Origin of the sequence: Flectobacillus major DSM 103, assembly GCF_000427405.1 — a bacterium.
GTDB classification, from domain to species: Bacteria; Bacteroidota; Bacteroidia; order Cytophagales; family Spirosomataceae; genus Flectobacillus; species Flectobacillus major.
Genome location: NZ_KE386491.1, coordinates 4,764,929 through 4,784,183, shown reverse-complemented (window position 1 = coordinate 4,784,183; position 19,255 = coordinate 4,764,929). Strand labels below are relative to the sequence as shown.

General features: G+C 36.5%; 15 protein-coding genes and 1 tRNA gene. 6 read left to right on the top strand and 10 right to left on the bottom strand.

The features are described 5' to 3' along the window. Positions 1–119: 119 nt before the first annotated feature. A complete protein-coding gene (locus FLEMA_RS0155200) occupies positions 120–1,400 on the top strand; it encodes an adenylosuccinate synthase (protein WP_026997273.1) in 1,281 nt (426 codons plus the stop codon). A gap of 80 nt (positions 1,401–1,480) precedes the next feature. On the opposite strand, the gene nudK is transcribed toward FLEMA_RS0155200, so the two are convergent. Further along, positions 1,481–2,062, bottom strand: coding sequence for a GDP-mannose pyrophosphatase NudK (gene nudK, locus FLEMA_RS74320; protein WP_044173657.1), 582 nt, complete (start codon positions 2,060–2,062; stop codon positions 1,481–1,483). Positions 2,063–2,128: 66 nt separating this feature from the next. Here nudK and FLEMA_RS0155180 point away from each other — a divergent pair, with 66 nt between their 5' ends. Both FLEMA_RS0155180 and FLEMA_RS0155175 read left to right on the top strand, forming a co-directional pair. Continuing rightward, positions 2,129–2,881, top strand: a complete 753-nt coding sequence (locus tag FLEMA_RS0155180; protein ID WP_026997272.1) for a DeoR/GlpR family DNA-binding transcription regulator — start codon at positions 2,129–2,131, stop codon at positions 2,879–2,881. Between the two features lie 74 nt (positions 2,882–2,955). Then, positions 2,956–3,519, top strand: coding sequence for a hypothetical protein (locus tag FLEMA_RS0155175; RefSeq protein WP_044173655.1), 564 nt, complete (start codon positions 2,956–2,958; stop codon positions 3,517–3,519). A 109-nt stretch (positions 3,520–3,628) separates the two neighbouring features. On the opposite strand, the gene tsaD is transcribed toward FLEMA_RS0155175, so the two are convergent. Beyond that, positions 3,629–4,627 (bottom strand): tRNA (adenosine(37)-N6)-threonylcarbamoyltransferase complex transferase subunit TsaD, encoded by a 999-nt coding sequence (gene tsaD, locus FLEMA_RS74315; RefSeq protein ID WP_044173653.1) that lies wholly within the window; start codon positions 4,625–4,627, stop codon positions 3,629–3,631. A gap of 441 nt (positions 4,628–5,068) precedes the next feature. Between tsaD and FLEMA_RS74310 the strand changes: the two genes are divergently transcribed. Then, the gene (locus FLEMA_RS74310) at positions 5,069–9,622 is read left to right on the top strand and encodes a translocation/assembly module TamB domain-containing protein (protein ID WP_052354280.1); all 4,554 of its coding nucleotides are present in this window, start codon (positions 5,069–5,071) and stop codon (positions 9,620–9,622) included. Between the two features lie 163 nt (positions 9,623–9,785). Here FLEMA_RS74310 and dapF read toward each other — a convergent pair whose 3' ends face one another. Both dapF and FLEMA_RS74300 read right to left on the bottom strand, forming a co-directional pair. After that, positions 9,786–10,559, bottom strand: coding sequence for a diaminopimelate epimerase (gene dapF, locus FLEMA_RS74305; protein ID WP_044173651.1), 774 nt, complete (start codon positions 10,557–10,559; stop codon positions 9,786–9,788). Positions 10,560–10,694: 135 nt separating this feature from the next. Further along, positions 10,695–11,213 carry a DinB family protein gene (locus FLEMA_RS74300; protein WP_044175227.1) on the bottom strand — a complete coding sequence of 173 codons (519 nt, stop codon included), beginning with the start codon at positions 11,211–11,213 and terminating at the stop codon, positions 10,695–10,697. Positions 11,214–11,320: 107 nt separating this feature from the next. On the opposite strand from FLEMA_RS74300, the gene FLEMA_RS0155075 reads away from it, so the two are divergent. Continuing rightward, a tRNA-Asp gene (locus tag FLEMA_RS0155075) sits at positions 11,321–11,394 on the top strand. A 422-nt stretch (positions 11,395–11,816) separates the two neighbouring features. On the opposite strand, the gene FLEMA_RS74295 is transcribed toward FLEMA_RS0155075, so the two are convergent. From FLEMA_RS74295 to FLEMA_RS76345, 3 genes are all read right to left on the bottom strand, one after another. Beyond that, positions 11,817–13,127, bottom strand: coding sequence for an NlpC/P60 family protein (locus FLEMA_RS74295; RefSeq protein ID WP_144080162.1), 1,311 nt, complete (start codon positions 13,125–13,127; stop codon positions 11,817–11,819). A gap of 64 nt (positions 13,128–13,191) precedes the next feature. Beyond that, entirely contained in the window at positions 13,192–13,428 is a 237-nt protein-coding gene (locus tag FLEMA_RS76350) for a hypothetical protein (protein ID WP_052354278.1), read from the bottom strand. After that, on the bottom strand, positions 13,425–13,709 hold the full coding sequence (locus FLEMA_RS76345) for a hypothetical protein (RefSeq protein ID WP_052354276.1): 285 nt from the start codon (positions 13,707–13,709) through the stop codon (positions 13,425–13,427). Before FLEMA_RS76345 ends, FLEMA_RS76350 begins: the two co-directional genes overlap by 4 nt. Positions 13,710–14,541: 832 nt before the next feature. On the opposite strand from FLEMA_RS76345, the gene FLEMA_RS77405 reads away from it, so the two are divergent. Next, the gene (locus FLEMA_RS77405) at positions 14,542–14,748 is read left to right on the top strand and encodes an integrase core domain-containing protein (protein WP_052354274.1); all 207 of its coding nucleotides are present in this window, start codon (positions 14,542–14,544) and stop codon (positions 14,746–14,748) included. A 378-nt stretch (positions 14,749–15,126) separates the two neighbouring features. On the opposite strand, the gene FLEMA_RS76335 is transcribed toward FLEMA_RS77405, so the two are convergent. From FLEMA_RS76335 to FLEMA_RS74270, 3 genes are all read right to left on the bottom strand, one after another. Next, entirely contained in the window at positions 15,127–16,542 is a 1,416-nt protein-coding gene (locus FLEMA_RS76335; protein ID WP_052354272.1) for an FHA domain-containing protein, read from the bottom strand. A 601-nt stretch (positions 16,543–17,143) separates the two neighbouring features. Then, positions 17,144–18,373, bottom strand: a complete 1,230-nt coding sequence (locus FLEMA_RS74275; RefSeq protein ID WP_052354269.1) for a PP2C family protein-serine/threonine phosphatase — start codon at positions 18,371–18,373, stop codon at positions 17,144–17,146. Continuing rightward, positions 18,370–19,254: a serine/threonine-protein kinase gene (locus tag FLEMA_RS74270; RefSeq protein ID WP_044173647.1), complete on the bottom strand. Its 885-nt coding sequence runs from the start codon at positions 19,252–19,254 to the stop codon at positions 18,370–18,372. The genes FLEMA_RS74275 and FLEMA_RS74270 overlap by 4 nt, the downstream gene beginning before the upstream one ends. Position 19,255 lies beyond the last annotated feature (1 nt).

Sequence of the window (19,255 nt, the reverse complement as noted above, 5' to 3'; positions counted from 1 at the left end):
GCAGGGTTTTTCTTTTAAGTTTACTTATCTTTGCCACTCATTTCGTACCGCAGGCTATGGCCTGTAATTTTTCGTAACTCTAAAATACGGGCCTTAGCCTGTGATACAAAGTAATAAAAATGGCAGTAGATGTATTGTTGGGTTTGCAGTGGGGCGATGAAGGCAAGGGCAAAATCGTAGATGTTTTAGCTCCTAAATATCAAGTAGTTGCACGCTTTCAAGGTGGGCCAAACGCTGGACACACACTAGAATTTGACGGGTTCAAACACGTTTTGCATCAAATTCCTTCAGGAATTTTCCGTCAAGAGGTTCAAAACATCATCGGAAACGGGGTGGTTCTTGACCCAATCATCTTCAAAAAAGAAATTGAAGGTTTGGCCAAATACAATTTGCCCATTCAAAAAAACCTCGAAGTTTCTAAAAAAGCTTCTATCATTCTTCCTACACACCGCTTGTTGGATGCCGCTTATGAAAAAGCCAAAGGTGATGCTAAAATTGGCTCAACTTTGAAAGGTATTGGCCCAACTTATACCGACAAAATCTCTCGTCAAGGTTTGCGTGTAGGTGATATGATTTCTCCAAATTTCAAAGCCAAATATGATAACTTAGTAGCTCGTCATAAGGGTATTTTGGATGTATATCAGTTTGAATATGACCTCGAAGCAGCCGAAAAAGAATTCTTTGAAGCTGTTGAGTTTATGAAACAATTCAACTTGGTTGATTCTGAATACTCTGTAAATCAGGCTCTTGAAGCAGGCAAAACAATCTTAGCAGAAGGGGCTCAGGGCTCTTTGCTCGATGTTGACTTTGGTTCATATCCTTTTGTGACTTCTTCTAATACTATTACGGCTGGAGCTTGTACAGGTTTAGGTGTTGCTCCAAAAAATATTGGTGAGGTATATGGTATTTTCAAAGCTTACGCTACTCGTGTAGGTTCTGGCCCATTCCCTACCGAGCTTTTGGATGAAGTTGGCGAGCGTATGCGTCAAGAAGGTCGTGAATTTGGCTCAACCACAGGTCGTCCTCGTCGTTGTGGCTGGATTGACTTACCTGCCCTTAAATATGCCATGATGATTAATGGCGTTACGCAGTTGGTTATGATGAAAGTCGACGTATTGAATATCTTTGAAGAAATTCAAATATGTACTGGCTATAAATTAGAAGATGGTACTTTAACCGACCAACTACCTTACGATATGACTGATACAAAGGTAGAACCTGTCTACGAAACATTGAAAGGCTGGAATACTTCTTTGGCTGGTTTAAGAACTTTTGAAAGCCTTCCTCAAGAATTGACAGAATACATTGCTTTCTTAGAAGCAAAATTGGGCTTGCCTATCAACTTTATCTCGACTGGCCCAGACCGTGACGAGTGTGTATTGAGAGGTGCATTGGCATAATTGATTATCATATTGATTTCCAAAAAAAGGTTCGGCAATTGTATTTGTCGAACCTTTTTTATGAGTATCATAAATATAATTTAAGTAGTAACTAATAGCTCCTCAAGCTTCAAATACTGCAACAGCATAATCGTTTTACCGTCTTTAATCTCACCTGTTTTTATCATCTTATAAGCCTTTTCAAAGGGTATTTCGAGTACCTCAATTTCTTCTTCCTCTATTCCACCACCAGCAACACGGGCAGTATCTTTGCTGTATTCGGCCACAAAAAAATACAAAATCTCTGTAACAGATCCAGGACTCATATAAGCTTCATATACCTTGTGTACATGTTCTATTTTATAGCCCGTTTCTTCTTCTGTTTCTCTTTTTATGGCTACCTCAGGATTATCATAGTCTAGCAAACCTGCACAAGTCTCTATCAACATTCCTGTTGTATTGCCATTCACATAAGTTGGTAAACGAAACTGATTGGTCAAAATAACCGTTTTCTGCTCGGTATTGTACAACAATATCGTTGCCCCATTACCTCGGTCATACACTTCTCTTGACTGAGTTTCTACTTTCCCATTTTTGCGAAAGTAATCGTAAGTAATTTTTTTAAGAATATACCAGTTATCCGATAATAATTGTTCTTCTTTAATTTCTATTTTAGGAATCATTTTTTTGATTATTTATGAACGATTTTGATTATTTATGATTATTTTTAACAAAGAAAATAGATTACTATGAATTTCCAAATAAGAAAACAGCTTATTTTACAAACGGTAGAATCTCAAGGCTCGGTAGAAGTCAAGGATTTAGCCGAAATATTACAGACTTCCGAAATCACAGTACGGCGTGATTTGGCTATTTTGGCCGAGCAAGGTTTGTTATATCGAACACATGGCGGAGCAATGAAGCTGAGCTTGACCCAAAATCCTATTAGTTTTAGTAACAAAACAGCTACACATGCCACCGAAAAAGACTATATCTGTCAAAAGGCCAATGAATTTATTCAGGAAGGCGATACCATATTTGTTGATTGTGGCAGTACTTTGTTTAGGCTTTGCCCTTTTATTAAACACAAACGTATCAAAGTAATAACCAATTCATTACCAGTATTGTACGAATTAATCAATACGAGTATTTCTATTAATTTGGTAGGGGGCGAAGTTGACCACCAGCGCCAAGCGGTACATGGAAGTATTGCCCTAGAGCATCTGGCACGTTATCATGCCGACAAGGCTTTTATTGGGGTAGATGGCATATCGCTACACAACGGCCTAAGTGCTGCCAGTGAAAAAGAAGCGAGTATTGCCACTGCTATGGCAAGCCAATCAAAAGAAGTTTTTTTGCTATGCGATGCTAGCAAACTTGAAAAAAATGCTTATTTCCAGTTTGCTCCTCTCACCTTAATCCATACACTTATTACCGACTACAATGCCGATAAGCAGCTGTTGGAACAATACCGAGCAAAAAATCTACGCGTGATTCAGTAGAAAAAAAATAAAAGCAAAATGTTTTTGGGCAACAGTTCCGATATTTGTTGTTCAAATGTCCCAAGCATCAGTTCATGACAGAAGTAGATAAAACATATTTACAGTATTTATTTTCGGAAGAAACCGTTTACTTCATTCCAAACAAAGAGGTTTTGGCAAAACCCGATGTAAAGAACGAAATAGCCACTAGGCACAACTCCGAAAATCCTGTAAAAGTACAAAATATAGAAAATGTAACTACAGCCCCTGTTGCACCAGTAGCCGAGCCAGATTCTATCCCTTACAATCCCAAACACCAAGTATTGGTTATTGTACAACATATCAACGAAGAAGAATTGGCATTTTTAACAAAAATTTTGAATGCTGTCAATCTCCAAATCAATCAGGTTGACTTATTGGATTTATCTAAAATTGGCAATGCTAGCTTAAAAGCCTTACTAACCGAAAAATCAGTAAATCAGCTTTTGACCTTTGGGGTTTCATTATTTAAAATCAACCTCGAAATACCACTAACACCTTACCAAACCCGAGAAATTCAGGGAGTCAAATTACTTTATTCGGATGCACTTGGTGAGATTAAAGACGACCTTAATTGCAAAAAAGCCCTTTGGGCTGCCATGAAGATTTTATTTGCTTAAAAAAGTATCGGCATAAACTGGATTAAGCAGGCTGCCTTTAAGTTATATGCCCGATTCTCATAGAATTTTGCCTTTGAGATAAAAAATCATCCCAAAGGCAAAACCTCTATTACCAAGCCATTCGAGGCATAGGGCTAACATCTTGCCCACAGAACTCCCCTATTTCGGCCTTGAAATGGGCAGCCATTGCAATCATGCCTGCGTTGTCGGTACAATACTGAAACTGAGGAATATACACATTCCAGCCCAACTCTTGTCCTAAATTTTGTAATTCAGCACGCAAACCTGAATTGGCCGAAACACCTCCAGCAATAGCAATTTCCTTAATTTTGTATTGCTTTGCTGCTTTTTTGAGCTTTTGCAACAAAATCTTTATCAGGGTGTTTTGCATTGAAGCACAAATATCCGCTAAATTCTCTTCGACAAACTGAGGGCTTTTGGCTGTTTCTTTTTGTAAGAAATAGAGGAAAGCTGTTTTAATACCCGAAAATGAGTAATTAAGTCCTTGCATTTCAACCATCGGAAACTCAAACCTTGAAGGATTACCTTCTTTGGCGTATTTGTCAATCAATGGCCCACCAGGATAAGGCAAATTCAAAAGCTTGGCCGTTTTATCGAATGCCTCTCCTACGGCATCGTCTTGGGTTTCGCCAATAATTTCCATATCTAATGGCGAACGAACCAACACAATCTGTGTATGTCCACCGCTAACGGTTAGGCAAAGGAAGGGAAATTGAGGCTTGGGGTCATCAATAAAATGTGCCAAAACATGAGCTTGCATGTGGTGAACGTCTATCAATGGAATACCCAAACCCATAGCCAATGCTTTGGCAAAAGAAGTACCTACCAATAATGAACCTAAAAGTCCTGGTCCACGAGTAAATGCTATGGCATTTAGGTCAGATTTTGTTATCTTCGCTGTTTGTAGAGCCTCGGCTACTACGGGTACGATATGTTGCTGATGAGCACGACTTGCTAGTTCGGGAACAACTCCACCCCATTTTTGATGAATGGCTTGGCTTGCCACAATATTGGAATGAAGTTTGCCATCTATTATAACAGCCGCTGAGCTATCGTCACAAGATGATTCTATGGCTAAAATGGTCATAATCTAATTTTTTCACAAAGATAACCAATCATTTATTAAGCTGAGTATCTTACACAATCAGAAGAGTATATTTAGGCTATTTGTTATCAATAAATGTTTTTTGCTAGCATACAAATTAATTATAGCTTTGAGAAATAGTAAAAGAGAATAATCCTAAGTTTCAAGATAAAGTTATTTTGAATGAAATGCTTCAATATTTTGCAAACAGCCTTTTTGATAATACTTATTTTTTCGTTCAATCGTTGATTATAGGAATAGTACTAATCATTTTTCTAAATTTTTGTTATTTAAGTATTTAATTGTACGATTATGCCTCTATGATTTAGCGATATTACATTAACCTATAAAAATGAGTTGTTGCCGCTGCCCAATAAAGATGGCACCAAACGTATAAGTACTTACTATTGATACAATCTCTTTCTCTTTCGTAATAAAGTATTCATGATTTTCAATGCCCTCAAAATATCTACTAAAACTGTCCTATACACCATTGTAGGCTTTTTGTTGATAGCTGTTTTGCTGGCTGCTATTCTGAGAACTTCCTATATTCAGACCAAACTAGCCCAATATTATGCCCCCAAAATCTCTAAGGCTTTGGGCTATCCTATTGAAATAGACAAAGTTACTATACATTTTTTTGACGAAGCTACCTTAGAAGGTGTTCGGGTAAAAGACTATCAGGGTTATCAGATGATTGATATTGACAAGCTTGATCTAGACTTTCAAATACAAAATCTAGCCTTAGATACCACCCAAAATCAATTAGATTATGTGCGCTTGTATCGTCCAAAAGTAGTTTTGGTGATTGACAAAAACGGTGATTTGAATATAGATGAATTTATTCGTCGAATCAATAAACTGTTAGCCCCCCCCAAGCCTCGCCCAAAAAACCCGCATCCTTCGCCTTTTATTATCAAAGAAGCCGATATTGTCGATGGTGTATTTACGCTGAACGATGAGTCTGAGCCATATCTCAACAATCGAAAGTCATTTGACCACTATCATTTTACTTTACACGAGCTAGAGGCTCACCTCAATGACTTTACGCTTATTCGAGATACGATTTCTTTCAAAACAACCCTCAAGGGTTATGACCGTTTTTCTGATACTCGTATCAAAACTCTTCAAACCAATTTCTTGATTTCGGATACCCAAATGCGGTTTGATAAATTGCTATTAAAACTGAATAATTCGGTGGTAAGAAACCAGATCGTGATGTCGTTCAATAGTCAAAAAGATTTTAAGAAATGGAATGCAAAGGTACGCATGCGAGCTAATTTTGATTCGACAGTGGTAAGCTCGGACGACCTTGGCAGATTTGTCAACGATATGTATCAATTTAAAGATACCTATTACCTTAATGGTAATTTTGATGGCACTGTCAATAAATTTAGGCTTTCACAATTTGATTTATATTTCGGTAAAAAATCAAAACTTCATGGCGATTTTGCCTTCGATGGCTTACCTTCTATTCCAAAAACTCAAATGAATCTTCGTATGAATAAATCACATGTGCAGGTTCAAGATTTGGCAAATTATATCGGAAAAGAAACGGTTTCGAGTATTCAGCAATTTGGCCATATCATATTTGATGGCAACTTTGTAGGCACTACCTCTAATTTCAAAACAAAAGGTTTATTGGAATCTGAATTGGGGAAATTAGACATGGATGTAAGTATGCTTTTGCAAGACAACTCGGCAAGATCATCGTACAGTGGCTCGGTAAAAGCCAAAGATTTTAACTTAGGCAAACTCATCGACCAGCAGAATATACTAGGTAATTTGACCTTGGCAGGCAAAATAGAAGGTAAAGGTTTTTCGTGGAACGATGCAGTATTAAAATTTGATGGAGATGTCAATCAGATTGATTTTAACCAGTATCAGTACAAAAATATTTATGTAAATGGCCAGCTCGCCAAAAAGCTTTTTGAAGGGCGTGTGGCCGTAAAAGATACCAACCTGATTTTTGACCTATTTGGCAAAGTTGATTTTAGAAATAATAAAGACCAAATTGACCTTATCGGGAAGCTATCAAAATCCAACCTTCGTGAACTCAACTTTACCAAAGACGATTGGCGTTTTACTACCATTTTGGATGTACAACTCAAGGGTTATGAAATAGACAAGGCCATCGGAAAAGCTAAGTTTTATAATACAACTATTGGTTTTGAACGACGAGATTTGTTTCTCGACTCTATCCGTATTGTATCTGAAATTAACCCCAATCATCGGCGTTGGGCTTTGGAGTCGGAGGTGGCTAATTTTGCCTTTTCTGGCGACTTCAAACCAAGTAAGGCTGTCAGAGATTTACAGCAGTTGGTACAGGAATATAAGTTGTACTTTACGGGCGACGAAAAAGCACGACAAAGCTACTATGCCCATAAACTCAGCTTTACCCCAATGCCTTACAGAATCGACTATAAGTTTTTACTGAAAGATTTTTACCCTGTAATGGCCTTGGTATATCCTGAAGGGAAAGTAGCTAAAAATACCCAAATCAATGGTACATTCGGTATTAGTAATACCTCGACATTTTCGTTGGAGTCGACCATAGACACCCTTTTATTGGGTAATAAATATCAGTTTTATCGTTCGCATATCGACCTCAATAGCTCAAAATTCTATAATACACCCGAAGTACTAGCATCGCTTATTATTTCTTCAAAAAATCAAAAAATAAGCATTTTGCAACCTACCGAAAATTTAGATTTAGAAGCCTCGTGGGACCAAGACAAAATCAGATTTACTAGTAATATCAAACAAGAAAATGCTACTAATCAGGCCAATCTCAATGGTACTCTAAGGTTTATCCAAGAAGGTATTTCGTTACAATTTATTCGGTCAAAATTCAGGATGCTCGACCAAGTGTGGACAATCAATCCCGAAAACCTTATTAGTGTGATGGGGAAAGAGTTGAGTGCACAAAATTTAGTAGTAGGCAACGACGACCAATTTGTATCGCTCAATGGCAAAATATCGACCGACTCCACAGAAGTAATGAATTTTAAGGCAAAAAACTTTAGCCTCGAAACCCTCGCTCCTATTATTGCCTTCAACTTTGGAGGCATTGTCAATGCCGACGTGTCACTAAAAGAAGTATACAACCATGTCAACGCCGATTCTCAATTACGTATCGATGGCTTAACCTTAGATAACTTTTTGATTGGTAATTTGGAAGGAACAGGCATGTACGACCAAGAAGCCCAGATTGTCCGAATTGATTATAACCTCGAACGTTTGAGCAATCATGTACTAAAAATGCGAGGAACCTATGACCCTAAACAACAAGAAAACTCGCTGAATTTGACAGCCAACCTCAACCAAACCAGCCTTCAAATCCTCGAACCTTTTACCAAAGGTCTTTTTTCAAAACTCAAAGGCTCTGCTAGTGGCGACTTAAATATTTCAGGAAATTTACGCCACCCTATTGTCAATGGCACTATTGATCTAAAAAAAGGCTCATTGTTCTTTGATTACCTCAAAACTACTTTGAATTTTGAGGACAAACTGGTATTTGAACCCGATGAAATTCGTGCCAAAAGCCTCCGCCTAACCGACGAAGAAGGCAATAAAGCTACCTTGTCGGGTGGGGTGTATTATGATGGTGACAAAACCTTTACGCTACAGCTCAACGCCAATATGAATCGTTTCAAGATTTTGAATACAACCCGTAAAGACAATGATACTTACTACGGTGTAGGCTATGCCAGTGGACGCATCGGCATTACTGGTACACCCAGCAACCTCAATATAGATGCTGATATTCGCAGCGATAGAGGCACACGTTTATTTATTCCGCTCGACAAAGCACAAGATGCAGGCAACCAAGAAGAAATAGAGTTTTTGGCAGCACAAACCAAAGATTCGTCGGCTACGACCACACAAAAAATCGAGACTAGCGATAGCCGTATCAAAATGGATTTCAAATTCGATTTTAACCCTGATGCTTATGGTGAAGTACAGTTTGACAAACAAACTGGCGATATCATGCGAGTAAATGGAACAGGAAAAATCAACCTAAAAGTAGATACCAAAGGCGATTTTAGTATGACAGGCGAATACGCCATAGAACGAGGAGATTATACCTTTACTTTCCAAAATATTATTAATAAGAAATTTACGATTCAACGTGGCAGCCGAATTAGCTGGTCGGGTAGCCCTTACGATGCTATTTTGGATATTAAAGCTGCCTATACGCAAAACGTCAATTACCTTGGCTCGGTTATCGATACCTCGGCTCAGGGTTCTAGTACCTACAAAAATCGGGCAGAGTTTACCCGTCGTTATCCAGTAGATGTCATTATTAATCTTAAAGACCGTCTGTTACAACCCAATATTTCATTTGATTTAAAACTACACGATTACCCTCAAAACCCAGAATTTAATTCGGGGGTAACAGCATTTCAGAACCGTATCAGAACCGACGAGCAAGAACTCAACCGACAGGTTAGCAATGTGTTGTTATTAGGACAAATGGTTTCTAATAGTGCTGCAGCATTTGCTTCCGTCAATTTGGTTAATAACCTCATGGAGTTGGCCTCGAACCAATTGAGTAATGTATTCTCAAAAATTGACCAGAACCTTAATGTAGACTTATCGCTCAATGGTAATGGCCTTAATCAAGATTTGATTAATAACCTACAATTAAGGTTTTCGTACAATTTCAACGACCGTTTCCGTATCACAAGAAGTGGTGGCTTTACTACGGCTCTTAACCAAACCAATGCCCTATCGCTTATCGGAGACTGGTCGCTAGAGTGGTTTATCAAAAGAGATGGAAGTTTGAGGCTCAAAACCTATAACCGAAATGTACAAACCTCTATTTTAGGTTCATTCAATACTCAATACCAAACGTTCACTTCTGGCGGGATGTCGGTACTTTATTCAAAAAGCTTTAACTACCTTTTTCCCAACAAGCAAAAACTCAAAAATGCAGCTTCATTAAGCGATGGTCAAGAAAAAACCAACCAAATCGACTTTCTGAGTAATCCTTAGTGTTAATTCTGATGAGTGATTTAGTGATTTTTTTGAAAAAAGTTGGTATTTGAAGAACTCAAAATATTGAGATGGCATTTGGCCTTAACTAACAATCCACTCACAATTGACTCAATTAAAAATCACTAACTTACTCATTAACAGCTCCCCCCTCTCTATTAAACTAATTTCTCCACTCTCCTATAAATACCTGAACAGCAGGGCCAATTAAATAGATATTCTCAAAAGTATTATCAGCTTTTTTAGAAAACTCAATTCTTAAATCTCCTCCAAGTACTTTTACATCAACAAATTTTTCAAAGCCAAGTCGTAAATTGGCAGATAGAGCACAAGCTGTAACCCCCGTTCCACAAGCATAAGTTTCATCCTCCACACCACGCTCATAAGTACGTACCGACAAAGCATTTTGTCCTATAACTTCCACAAAATTTACGTTTGTTCCTCCTTTACTCACAAAAGGCTCTCCATATCTAATATTTTTGCCTGTAGTATAAACATCGAAATGAGCCAAATTTTCCACAAACTCTACATAATGTGGAGAGCCTGTATTCATAAAATCATACTTCACTGTCTGCTCAACCCCTGCAACATCAATCATCTTTAAAGAAATGGTATCGGGGTTCACCGAAGCCTCATGTTCGCCATCGATAGCAATAAAAGTGGTGGTGTTGCCAATTACACCAATATCATGAGCAAAACGCACCAAACAACGTCCTCCATTGCCACACATCGAGCCTTCTGTACCATCAGAATTGAAATAAACCATTCTAAAATCATACTGCTCGTCATTTTGCAACAACATTAGGCCATCGGCACCAATGCCAAAACGACGATGGCACATCAGTGCAATTAATTCTTGAGAAACAGGAAACGATTTATCTCGGTCGTCAATCACCACAAAATCATTACCAGCTCCTTGGTATTTATAAAATTTCATATTTATCTATTATTAAGGCACAAAGTACTACAATACGATGGCACAATTTTGATTAGTTATAAATCCAGATTAGTTAGACAATTTAATCAAGACTTTCACAAAACACTTCGTTTTCTAGCTTATAACATCAATTAGCTATGACAAATATCTTTCTTTCAAAATACTAATATGATGAGCCTCGTGGCCAGCAATCGCCCAAGCATAGGCTCTTGCCGATACCTCAAAGCCATTAGCATTGCCCATACGAGAGGCAATTTCTTCTGTCATAGAAGCGTACAAAGCAATAGACGATTCTCTTACTAAACGGTATTGTTCGAGCAAAGATTCAAAGCTTTGTTCAGAAAAATTAGACATAGCCATGTATTCATTTTCATCAAAACCTGGCAAAGGAGCTTTTTCACCACGAGCAATACACAACGAACGGTACGAAAAAATGCGTTCTGTATCGGTAATATGTCCTACCAACTCCTTAATCGACCACTTTCCTTCGGCATAACGATAGCTTTGTTGGATTTCTGTCAAATTTTTTAATAAAAAAAACACCTCCTCTTTTTGCTTCACAAGCATCTCAATAACATCCTGACTATCAGAATACTCTATATACCTTGAGAAATATTTATGTTGTGGATACTCATTTTTTTCGGCCTGTCTCATCGTTTTTTTATTTTTTTTTTCACAAAGGTATTGCATTACAGAAAAAAACCACTAATTTTGCATCACAATTCAGCAACGAAGTAATAACAAGTTGTTAAAAAGTAAAAGGTTTGGTAGTTCAGCTGGTTAGAATACATGCCTGTCACGCATGGGGTCGCGGGTTCGAGTCCCGTCCAGACCGCCGATTAAAAGTCTCATAGTCAATAGATTATGAGACTTTTTTGTTTATATTGGTTTATCCTATGATTTTCAGTTTAAACATAGTTTAAACTTTTAATGACTTTGATCGCTGTTTCGACTACATAATCGACTATAGAATTACAAAATATTAAAGAAATAGCATTTCATTCAACATACTCATGAAGGATTAATATTCCTTAAAACATGAATATTTCTCAACTTTATTTTACCCTTCTCCAAAAGTCCTACTTAAATTCCTAGACTTTCTTTAAATTAGTAGATTGCCCAATAGCCCTATCTGCATAGGTTCCATATCCTCGACTATTAAAGTGTACAATAATTCTGTATATACCCTTAGGTAAAATGGAACTAATTTTGATTTGTTTGGAATCATGGCAAATCTTTCAGATGATTGTGTCTTAGCTATTTTTTTGAGTACGTGAATGAACAGGCATTTTTAGTTACAACTATTCTACTGGGCTTTGAATTAATATCAGCATTATATCTAAACCCTTTGTCTAATAAAATTTCAGCATTACATCCCTCCATATTCCCCAAAAAACTTGTAGTTGAGCTTATAGGCTGCCCTATTGAAGCCAATGGAATAGAAAGTTCATCTTTTCTTAACCCTCCTGGTACTTGATCATCTGTCATTTCTGAGACTATATAAAATTCCTTTTTATCAGTATCATATGTAATTTTAAACTTTTGACGATTCTTAGAACCATCATAGTCTTTGAAGATAACTTCATCTTCAAAAGTAGTATTCTTAGTAATGTCTATAGAGAGATTGGTAGTATATAAATAATTACTCATTCCAGAACATCTTATGGAGATATTATAACTGTCTTTTAACACAAATCTTAATCTTGCTAACTTCATCTTAGTAAAAGCATCCCAATTATATTTATCTGTTGATGTCATTGCTTTAGGTCCACTTCTGGGACCTTTATTCTGATCACATGAATGTTCTTCACTTCCTTGTGAGTGTATTATCACAATTTTGTTATTATCTGCAATACTAATTGTTCCTATATGGCTTCCATTGTTAAAGATGATAATATCACCCGTTTTCCAATCGTCATCATTCCATGAATTAATATCTGTTTTTTCTGCACTAATATATGTGTAGTTTGATACACTTAACCATTTCTTCCAATTTTCAACATTCGCTTGTTGTATAGCATTTCCTTTTGATATATATATGCCAGTTTTCAATGCTCCTTGATATAGCATTCCTGAACAGTCTAGACCAGCAAGATTCTCTTTACACTTTGATTTTGTATGAGGAGCATGAATCTGATCAGATTTTCCATCAAAGACATACGCTAATCCATTTGGTTGGCTAGGGTATAGCTTTGCATAAACATCTCTTAAGGTGAATACTACCTGGTTGGAAGCAATCTTGTTAGTGAGATTAGTGAGCTGTTCATTTGGTGTTAAGGATACTGCATTTACTCTTTGGTGACTAGGAACATTATTACCAAATTTATCACCATATTTCTCCTTTAAATAGGTATCAAACTCCGAGGTAGTCAAACCATTTATCCCTATTATGTTTGAAGCATCAATCTGGATGACATCAAACTTATCAAATTGTTTTATTATTTCCTCAGGTGTTGCATCGCCCACTGATTCTTGAATTTCAGGACTCTCATTCTTACATGAGATCATAAAAAGTGCGGAGCATAAAAGAAAAGCAATAATAAGTTTGGAGAAGAATATCTTTTTCATTTTACTTATTAAATTAAATTAAATTGATAGATTATTCATTAATCAGTCTATTCCTTTTTAGGATTTACTTTAATTTAAACCCTACCCCAATTCTTGCATTGGTAGAACCAACAGCTCCAATTTCAGCAAATGCCCCTACAGTGTCCGAAAAATAGTATTTAGCGCCCAAATGTATTCCTAAGTATATACCACTTCCATAAGAATCAATGGATATTCCATTATAGGAATCTGCCCAACTAAAGCTTCTATATCCTAAACCAGCACCTCCATAAAGGTCGAACTTTTCATCTTTGATATTCAAAACCCTGTTGAAGTTGACCCTCTTCCTCCAAAATATAAGGCTGTAAATCGATATCCATAATTCGATGTTGAGAGATAATCTACATTTGCCCCCACACTCAGGTCCTTGTCGATACCTACTTCAAAAGAAGCACCAATGGGTACACCTCCAGTATAATAAGAATTGAGACCTAATCCAAGGTTCAATAATTTCTCGCCATTTTTAAACGATTGTCCGAAAGATTGCTCAGTAATTAGAGCAGAAAAAAAAATGACTAGCGTTAGTACTGTTATTCTTTTCATAGTAAAAAAAGTTAGTGTTTAATTTTTTTTTGAAATGATTAGTGTGTTGCTTAAATGGGTTGAAAAAATGAGAACTTCTAGGTGCGACAACACTGAATAAATTTTATTTGTCACCGTCAGAACCAGCCATAGTAACAATCAAAGGAGAATTATAGAATAATATCAATTTATGACTCTAAGTTCTAATTTGTTCATTACAAATTTCAATGGAATAAACCTTAGAATTTACCCCTATCCTAAGGCTATTAGAAATAAAAACAGGATAATTTCACATAAAATCTACCGAATTGTAACTTTTGTATAATTTCCCCAAAAGGGTTAATAGGAAGATTGCAAAATAGCTAAAACGATATGCTTCTATTTAAAGAGTGTGATTAAGTCAAAAGATATTTACATGCCATGCCGTTTCATCAATACGAGCCGAAACAGTTTATACTATCAATCCGTCAAGTATGATCAACTGTTAATGGATGTATTATCTCAATTGAGCAAAGACCATCTCTTGAAGACTTTTGGAAGTTTTACTACCGAATGAGCCGTGCAGGTAATAGCTTCAATTATTAGCGAGTGCATCGGGGATATGAGCAGCCTGCACCTTCTTATTCTTAGAAAGGCTAATTCCGTCTTGAGGTTTGGATAAGAGAGCCTATAGAGACTCCACAGAGATTTACTCATACTTGGAGCATAGACTTCATGAGTGATGTTTTGACTAACGGGCGTTCATTCCGAAGCTTTAATGTGATAGATGATTACAATCGAGAAATACTTTTCATAGAGACATACTACTCGCTCAAGAGTAGTAGGGTGATTTGGCAAGCCTACTAAGATTCGAATGGATAATGTCCCAGAATTTGAAGTAAAACTAGCGCAAGAATGGAGTCAGAGTATTGACATAGTATTTCACTGTAATCAACCAGGGAAACCAATGCAGAATGCCTACATTGAGCTATTCAACCAAACTTACCGCAGACATGTATTAGATGCTTTTGATTCTTTGGTGGAGATACTCTATGAAACAGATCTATCTAAGGATGAGTGATTATTATTGCGTGCGTCCGTATGTCCTTTTGGATAGTATGAGTCCGGTGGATTATAGAATGAAAAAACAAAACACCCATCTTGGGCTTCGTTCCGCTGTGCTACACTCAGCCCAAGATGGGTTAAAAACATAATCAAAACAGATAGATTATGTATCTTTTAAACTGTACTAAAAATGGGAGGCCGACATACCCCCTCCAAAATTTAAATGTCTGCTTAGAAGTTTTGAAAGAAAATTTTTAATGATCTTGCTTTCAATATTAATTTTTAAGCGGCAAACAAATGTTAGCCAATATCAATATTCTAGAGAAGCTCTAGGCATACATTACAGCACCGAGAATACATATCGATTTTATTAATAGTATTCTTATTTTAAGAACTAGAAGTCAAGTAACTTGTTTATATGGGTTGCAATAATCCCAAAGTTATAACCCTGAGCTTTCTCCATTCCTGCGTAATTCACTGCAATTAACTGCCCTTTTTGATTAAATACTGGTGAGCCACTCGCTCCATGGAATGAAGGAGCGTTGTACTGTATTTCGTATTTATCTGATATTTTACTAATTTTTCCATGATCAAAAGACGCTTTGATTCGACTTTCGCTATTTTTGAGAGCAAGATCAAGACCAAAAGGGTATCCAAAAATACTAACTTCATCATCCAATGAAATTTGCTCTTTTCCCTTAATAATGTCTGTTACTGGTGTACAATTACTTGGTGTTTTTTTAGTATCTAACTGAATTAATGCCAAATCCAATTCTTTTTCACTTGCTAATTTGACCAGTTTACAGGGAAGCATATTTTTAAGAGGGTCCGATTTATTAAGAGAGGACCCATTTGGGAAAATACCTAGTTTTACAATTACACCCTCTACATGTGAGTTTTTTGAAGCCTCACCTTTCATCGCTCGGATAATATTTATTCTTTTTTCAATTTCTTCTTTATCAATTGCCAGCTCACTATCCCAAGGCGATACCACATGCTTATTGGTAATAATATTACCATCTTCGCTAACATAAAAGCCTGACCCAGTGATTTCTATTGGCCTTAAGCTTTCTTTTGATTTAGGATTGTTTTTCATATCCACTACATCATCAGCTCCAATATAATACAAAGTATCTTTGTCATCAATATAAGCCAAATAGTATGAATTATAAATTAGACCGATACTATTTTCATATTTTTTTGATACATCGGTTTTAACAAAGTACTCATAGTAGGTTACTCCTGAAAGTATGGCAAGACAAATTGGTAAAATATAATAAATAGGGCTTATACTGGATTTGGGTATCTGCTTCCAGTCTAAATCTTGAACATTGGCGAAACTTACTTTATCACCTCTTTTAACTGGAAAATCTGTATATTTTGAGACACGGCTTCCGTTTACAAATGTGCCATTGCTACTTTGGTCATTTATAAAAACGTTCCCTTTTTTGTCAATTTTGATGGTGGCATGATAGCGGCTTATGTTGTCGTTGTAAACTTGAATTATATTATCTGTATTTTTTCCTACGGTAATTATATGTTTAAAGTTACCATTATTGACTAATGATATAGGTACCTGATTCCAATCTAGATGAATAATATTAGCAAAAAGAATTCTATCACCTCTTTTAACAGAAGTTGAAGTATTATGTATATTACGTCCATTTACAGTAGTACCGTTTTGACTCCGGTCGGTTAACGTTATATTGCCAAAATCATCTATGCTTAATTCAGCATGGTTACCACTTACATGAGCATTATTGATGATAATTTGATTATTTGAGCCACGTCCAATAGTGATTAATATCATTGTATTATGCGTTTTGAGTGTTAATAATCTTCCTCGCGGACCTAAGTAATTTGGTTTCTAACTATGATAGGTTTGTTAAATGAGTATTAATCAATAAAAGCATAAAGAAAAGAGTAAAACTTTTATGAACTTATTTGGTCATTCAAATCCAATGTAACAAAACACAAGGATTATTACCTCAGATGAGTAGAGATAACTTGCGTTTGACTAGCGCTCCTATTGGTCAAAGTTAAGTTTCCAAAGATTTCAATAGTTACATTTGAATGAAACTAGCTTAAGTGTGATGTATCGAGTAGGATGATTTTTCAAAGTTCATTAAATAGAACTATCTGTTTTAAATAGTATATCTTATAGTCTCACTTTATCGCTGTTTAATCCCAAACTTTATCTTTGCACGGTGTATACAAATACTCTATCGGCGTATTCAACTAGCTGTTTAATAGCCTTTATTTTTTTTTGGGAAGTTGTATTTTGTACTTCTTACCTATTTTAAGGTTTTCCCAATCAATTTTTTTGTTTAAGACTACCAATTCTCGTAAATTCTCATCTGAGTCCCTAATATTAAAATGCCTCAAAATAGATCTTCCTGTATCAAGAGATCTTACTGTGTAGAAGACAAATCCTTTTTTTTTTGCCGCTCACTGGAGTCTTTAGGAGCAATATTGTTATCTAATTTTGTATCTCGACCGTCAGCATTTTCATTATTTGGCACAGTTTGTCTAACATCTTTCTTCTTTTTATCCGTAGAAGGAAGATCTTTCTGAATCGTGGGATTGGAAGGAGGCAATGAATTCCCTGCCCTAGAAATCGACTCTGTGGATGTGATGGACGCGTGAGAGCTGTTATTTTTTTTCGATTTCAATGAATCCAGTTCTTGTATAAATTTTCGTAAGACTGCTCTTAATTGAGTTGTATCTGTTTTTAATGTGGCTATCTCAGTTTCAAACTTTGAAGTATCTGTTTGGGGGTTTCTGGAGAAAAACAGATAACCTGCTAAACCTGCAAACAAGGCGAGGACTGTACTGAGTGCGTATATAATAAGTTTGGTTTTCATATCAATTTTAACTTCTAATTTTGAGTTGACTAATGGTTGAACAAAAGAAACAGTTAGGTTGTCATGTCCACCGCCTTGTCTATTGCCAAGTGTATCAATTTGTGTAATTATTTTTTCTGCTAAGGCTCTAATATCTTTGTCTTTTGTAAGCATTTGTAAGAGGTTTTCTTCGGATACTGCTCCACAAACACCATCCGTACAAAGCATGAATAGGTCGTTTTTTAAGAAAGGGATATTATCGTTTATCTCAACTTCAATATCAGGAGCTATTCCTAACGCCCTTTGTATTACATTTGATTCTTCTGATAGCCTCGCTTGTTCTTCTGTCAAAATTCCTCGTTTTACCAGTTCAAATACTTTCGAGTGGTCATTTGTCCTAAACACTTTCTCTCCATCACGCAATAAATATATACGACTATCGCCTGCGTGGGCGATAGTTGCTTTATCATTATTTAGAATTAGTGCGGTCACAGTTGTTCCCATACCACGTAGTTCGGTCTGTTGGCGACCACGACTAAATATTTCATGATTAGCTTTGTTGATTGCTGTCAACAAAGCTTGTCCTGGATGTAATATTGTGGTATTGGCAACTTCCTGTAATATAATATTTACAGCCATTGCCGAAGCTGTTTTTCCTCCTGCTGCTCCTCCCATACCATCGCATACGACACATAAGAATCCTAATTTTGTCATTAGGCTTCCCTCACTATCTTGGTTTTCCCTTCTGCCACCTATGGCCGATTTAGAAACCGTTTTGAATTGATTATTTTGTATCATTGAGTAATATTTTTAACCAAAATAGATTTTAATTTACCCCACCAATCTTCTTCTTGATCAATAGCCTTTAATAGGGCATTCTTAAACTCCAAAGCACTTTGGTAACGTTGGTTTTGCTGTTTTGCGGTTGCTTTTCTAAGAACATTGTATATGTTGAGGGGTATCGAACGATGTAGAGGAATAGTGTTCTTTACCTGCATTTCCATAATCGAATACTCGTTTGTTCCGTCAAAAGGTGGATGACCCGCCAAAAGCTCGTAGAAAGTAATACCCGTAGCGTAAATATCAGTAGTAGGATTGATGTTGTGGCTTTCCCCCCTTATTTGTTCTGGAGGAGAGTATTGAGGAGTACCCATAAGTAGACCCACTTTGGTTTGACGCTTGCCTCCTGTAACTTTGGCTACCCCTAAATCCATTACGATGGCTTTACCGTTCTCTACCATGATGTTTGCTGGTTTTATATCACGATGTATAATTTTAGGATTTTGTGAATGTAAAAAATCTAGTGCATCAAGCACCTCGCCAAATAGTTTAATTTTGGTTTCTATTTCTTGATTACTTTTCAGGTATTGTTCTATCGAACTCCCATTAATTAACCGACTGATGATGTGGTATTTACCATTAGCAACAACAAAATCATAACTTTTAATAATATTAGGATGGTTGAGATTTGTTTGAATTAGAGCTTCTTTTACAAATCGTTCAACAAACTGACTTTCGGTAGCCAACTCAGCAAAAAGAACTTTGATAGCTACGGGTGTGCCATCTGAATGTTTACCTGCATAAACCTTACCCATCCCACCTTGTCCAATAGGACTATTGGGAGGAAATGGGTTGAAATTGTAAGAAGCGTTTCGGCCTTTTAAATATATTTCAGGCATA

Excerpts from the sequence above, each read along its gene's own strand:
- FLEMA_RS0155200 (WP_026997273.1), top strand. The coding sequence starts at position 120 with ATGGCAGTAGATGTATTGTTGGGTTTGCAGTGGGGCGATGAAGGCAAG.
- nudK (WP_044173657.1), bottom strand. The coding sequence starts at position 2,062 with ATGATTCCTAAAATAGAAATTAAAGAAGAACAATTATTATCGGATAAC.
- FLEMA_RS0155180 (WP_026997272.1), top strand. The coding sequence starts at position 2,129 with ATGAATTTCCAAATAAGAAAACAGCTTATTTTACAAACGGTAGAATCT.
- FLEMA_RS0155175 (WP_044173655.1), top strand. The coding sequence starts at position 2,956 with ATGACAGAAGTAGATAAAACATATTTACAGTATTTATTTTCGGAAGAA.
- tsaD (WP_044173653.1), bottom strand. The coding sequence starts at position 4,627 with ATGACCATTTTAGCCATAGAATCATCTTGTGACGATAGCTCAGCGGCT.
- FLEMA_RS74310 (WP_052354280.1), top strand. The coding sequence starts at position 5,069 with ATGATTTTCAATGCCCTCAAAATATCTACTAAAACTGTCCTATACACC.
- dapF (WP_044173651.1), bottom strand. The coding sequence starts at position 10,559 with ATGAAATTTTATAAATACCAAGGAGCTGGTAATGATTTTGTGGTGATT.
- FLEMA_RS74300 (WP_044175227.1), bottom strand. The coding sequence starts at position 11,213 with ATGAGACAGGCCGAAAAAAATGAGTATCCACAACATAAATATTTCTCA.
- FLEMA_RS74295 (WP_144080162.1), bottom strand. The coding sequence starts at position 13,127 with ATGAAAAAGATATTCTTCTCCAAACTTATTATTGCTTTTCTTTTATGC.
- FLEMA_RS76345 (WP_052354276.1), bottom strand. The coding sequence starts at position 13,709 with ATGAAAAGAATAACAGTACTAACGCTAGTCATTTTTTTTTCTGCTCTA.
- FLEMA_RS77405 (WP_052354274.1), top strand. The coding sequence starts at position 14,542 with ATGGATAATGTCCCAGAATTTGAAGTAAAACTAGCGCAAGAATGGAGT.
- FLEMA_RS76335 (WP_052354272.1), bottom strand. The coding sequence starts at position 16,542 with ATGATATTAATCACTATTGGACGTGGCTCAAATAATCAAATTATCATC.
- FLEMA_RS74275 (WP_052354269.1), bottom strand. The coding sequence starts at position 18,373 with ATGATACAAAATAATCAATTCAAAACGGTTTCTAAATCGGCCATAGGT.
- FLEMA_RS74270 (WP_044173647.1), bottom strand. The coding sequence starts at position 19,254 with ATGCCTGAAATATATTTAAAAGGCCGAAACGCTTCTTACAATTTCAAC.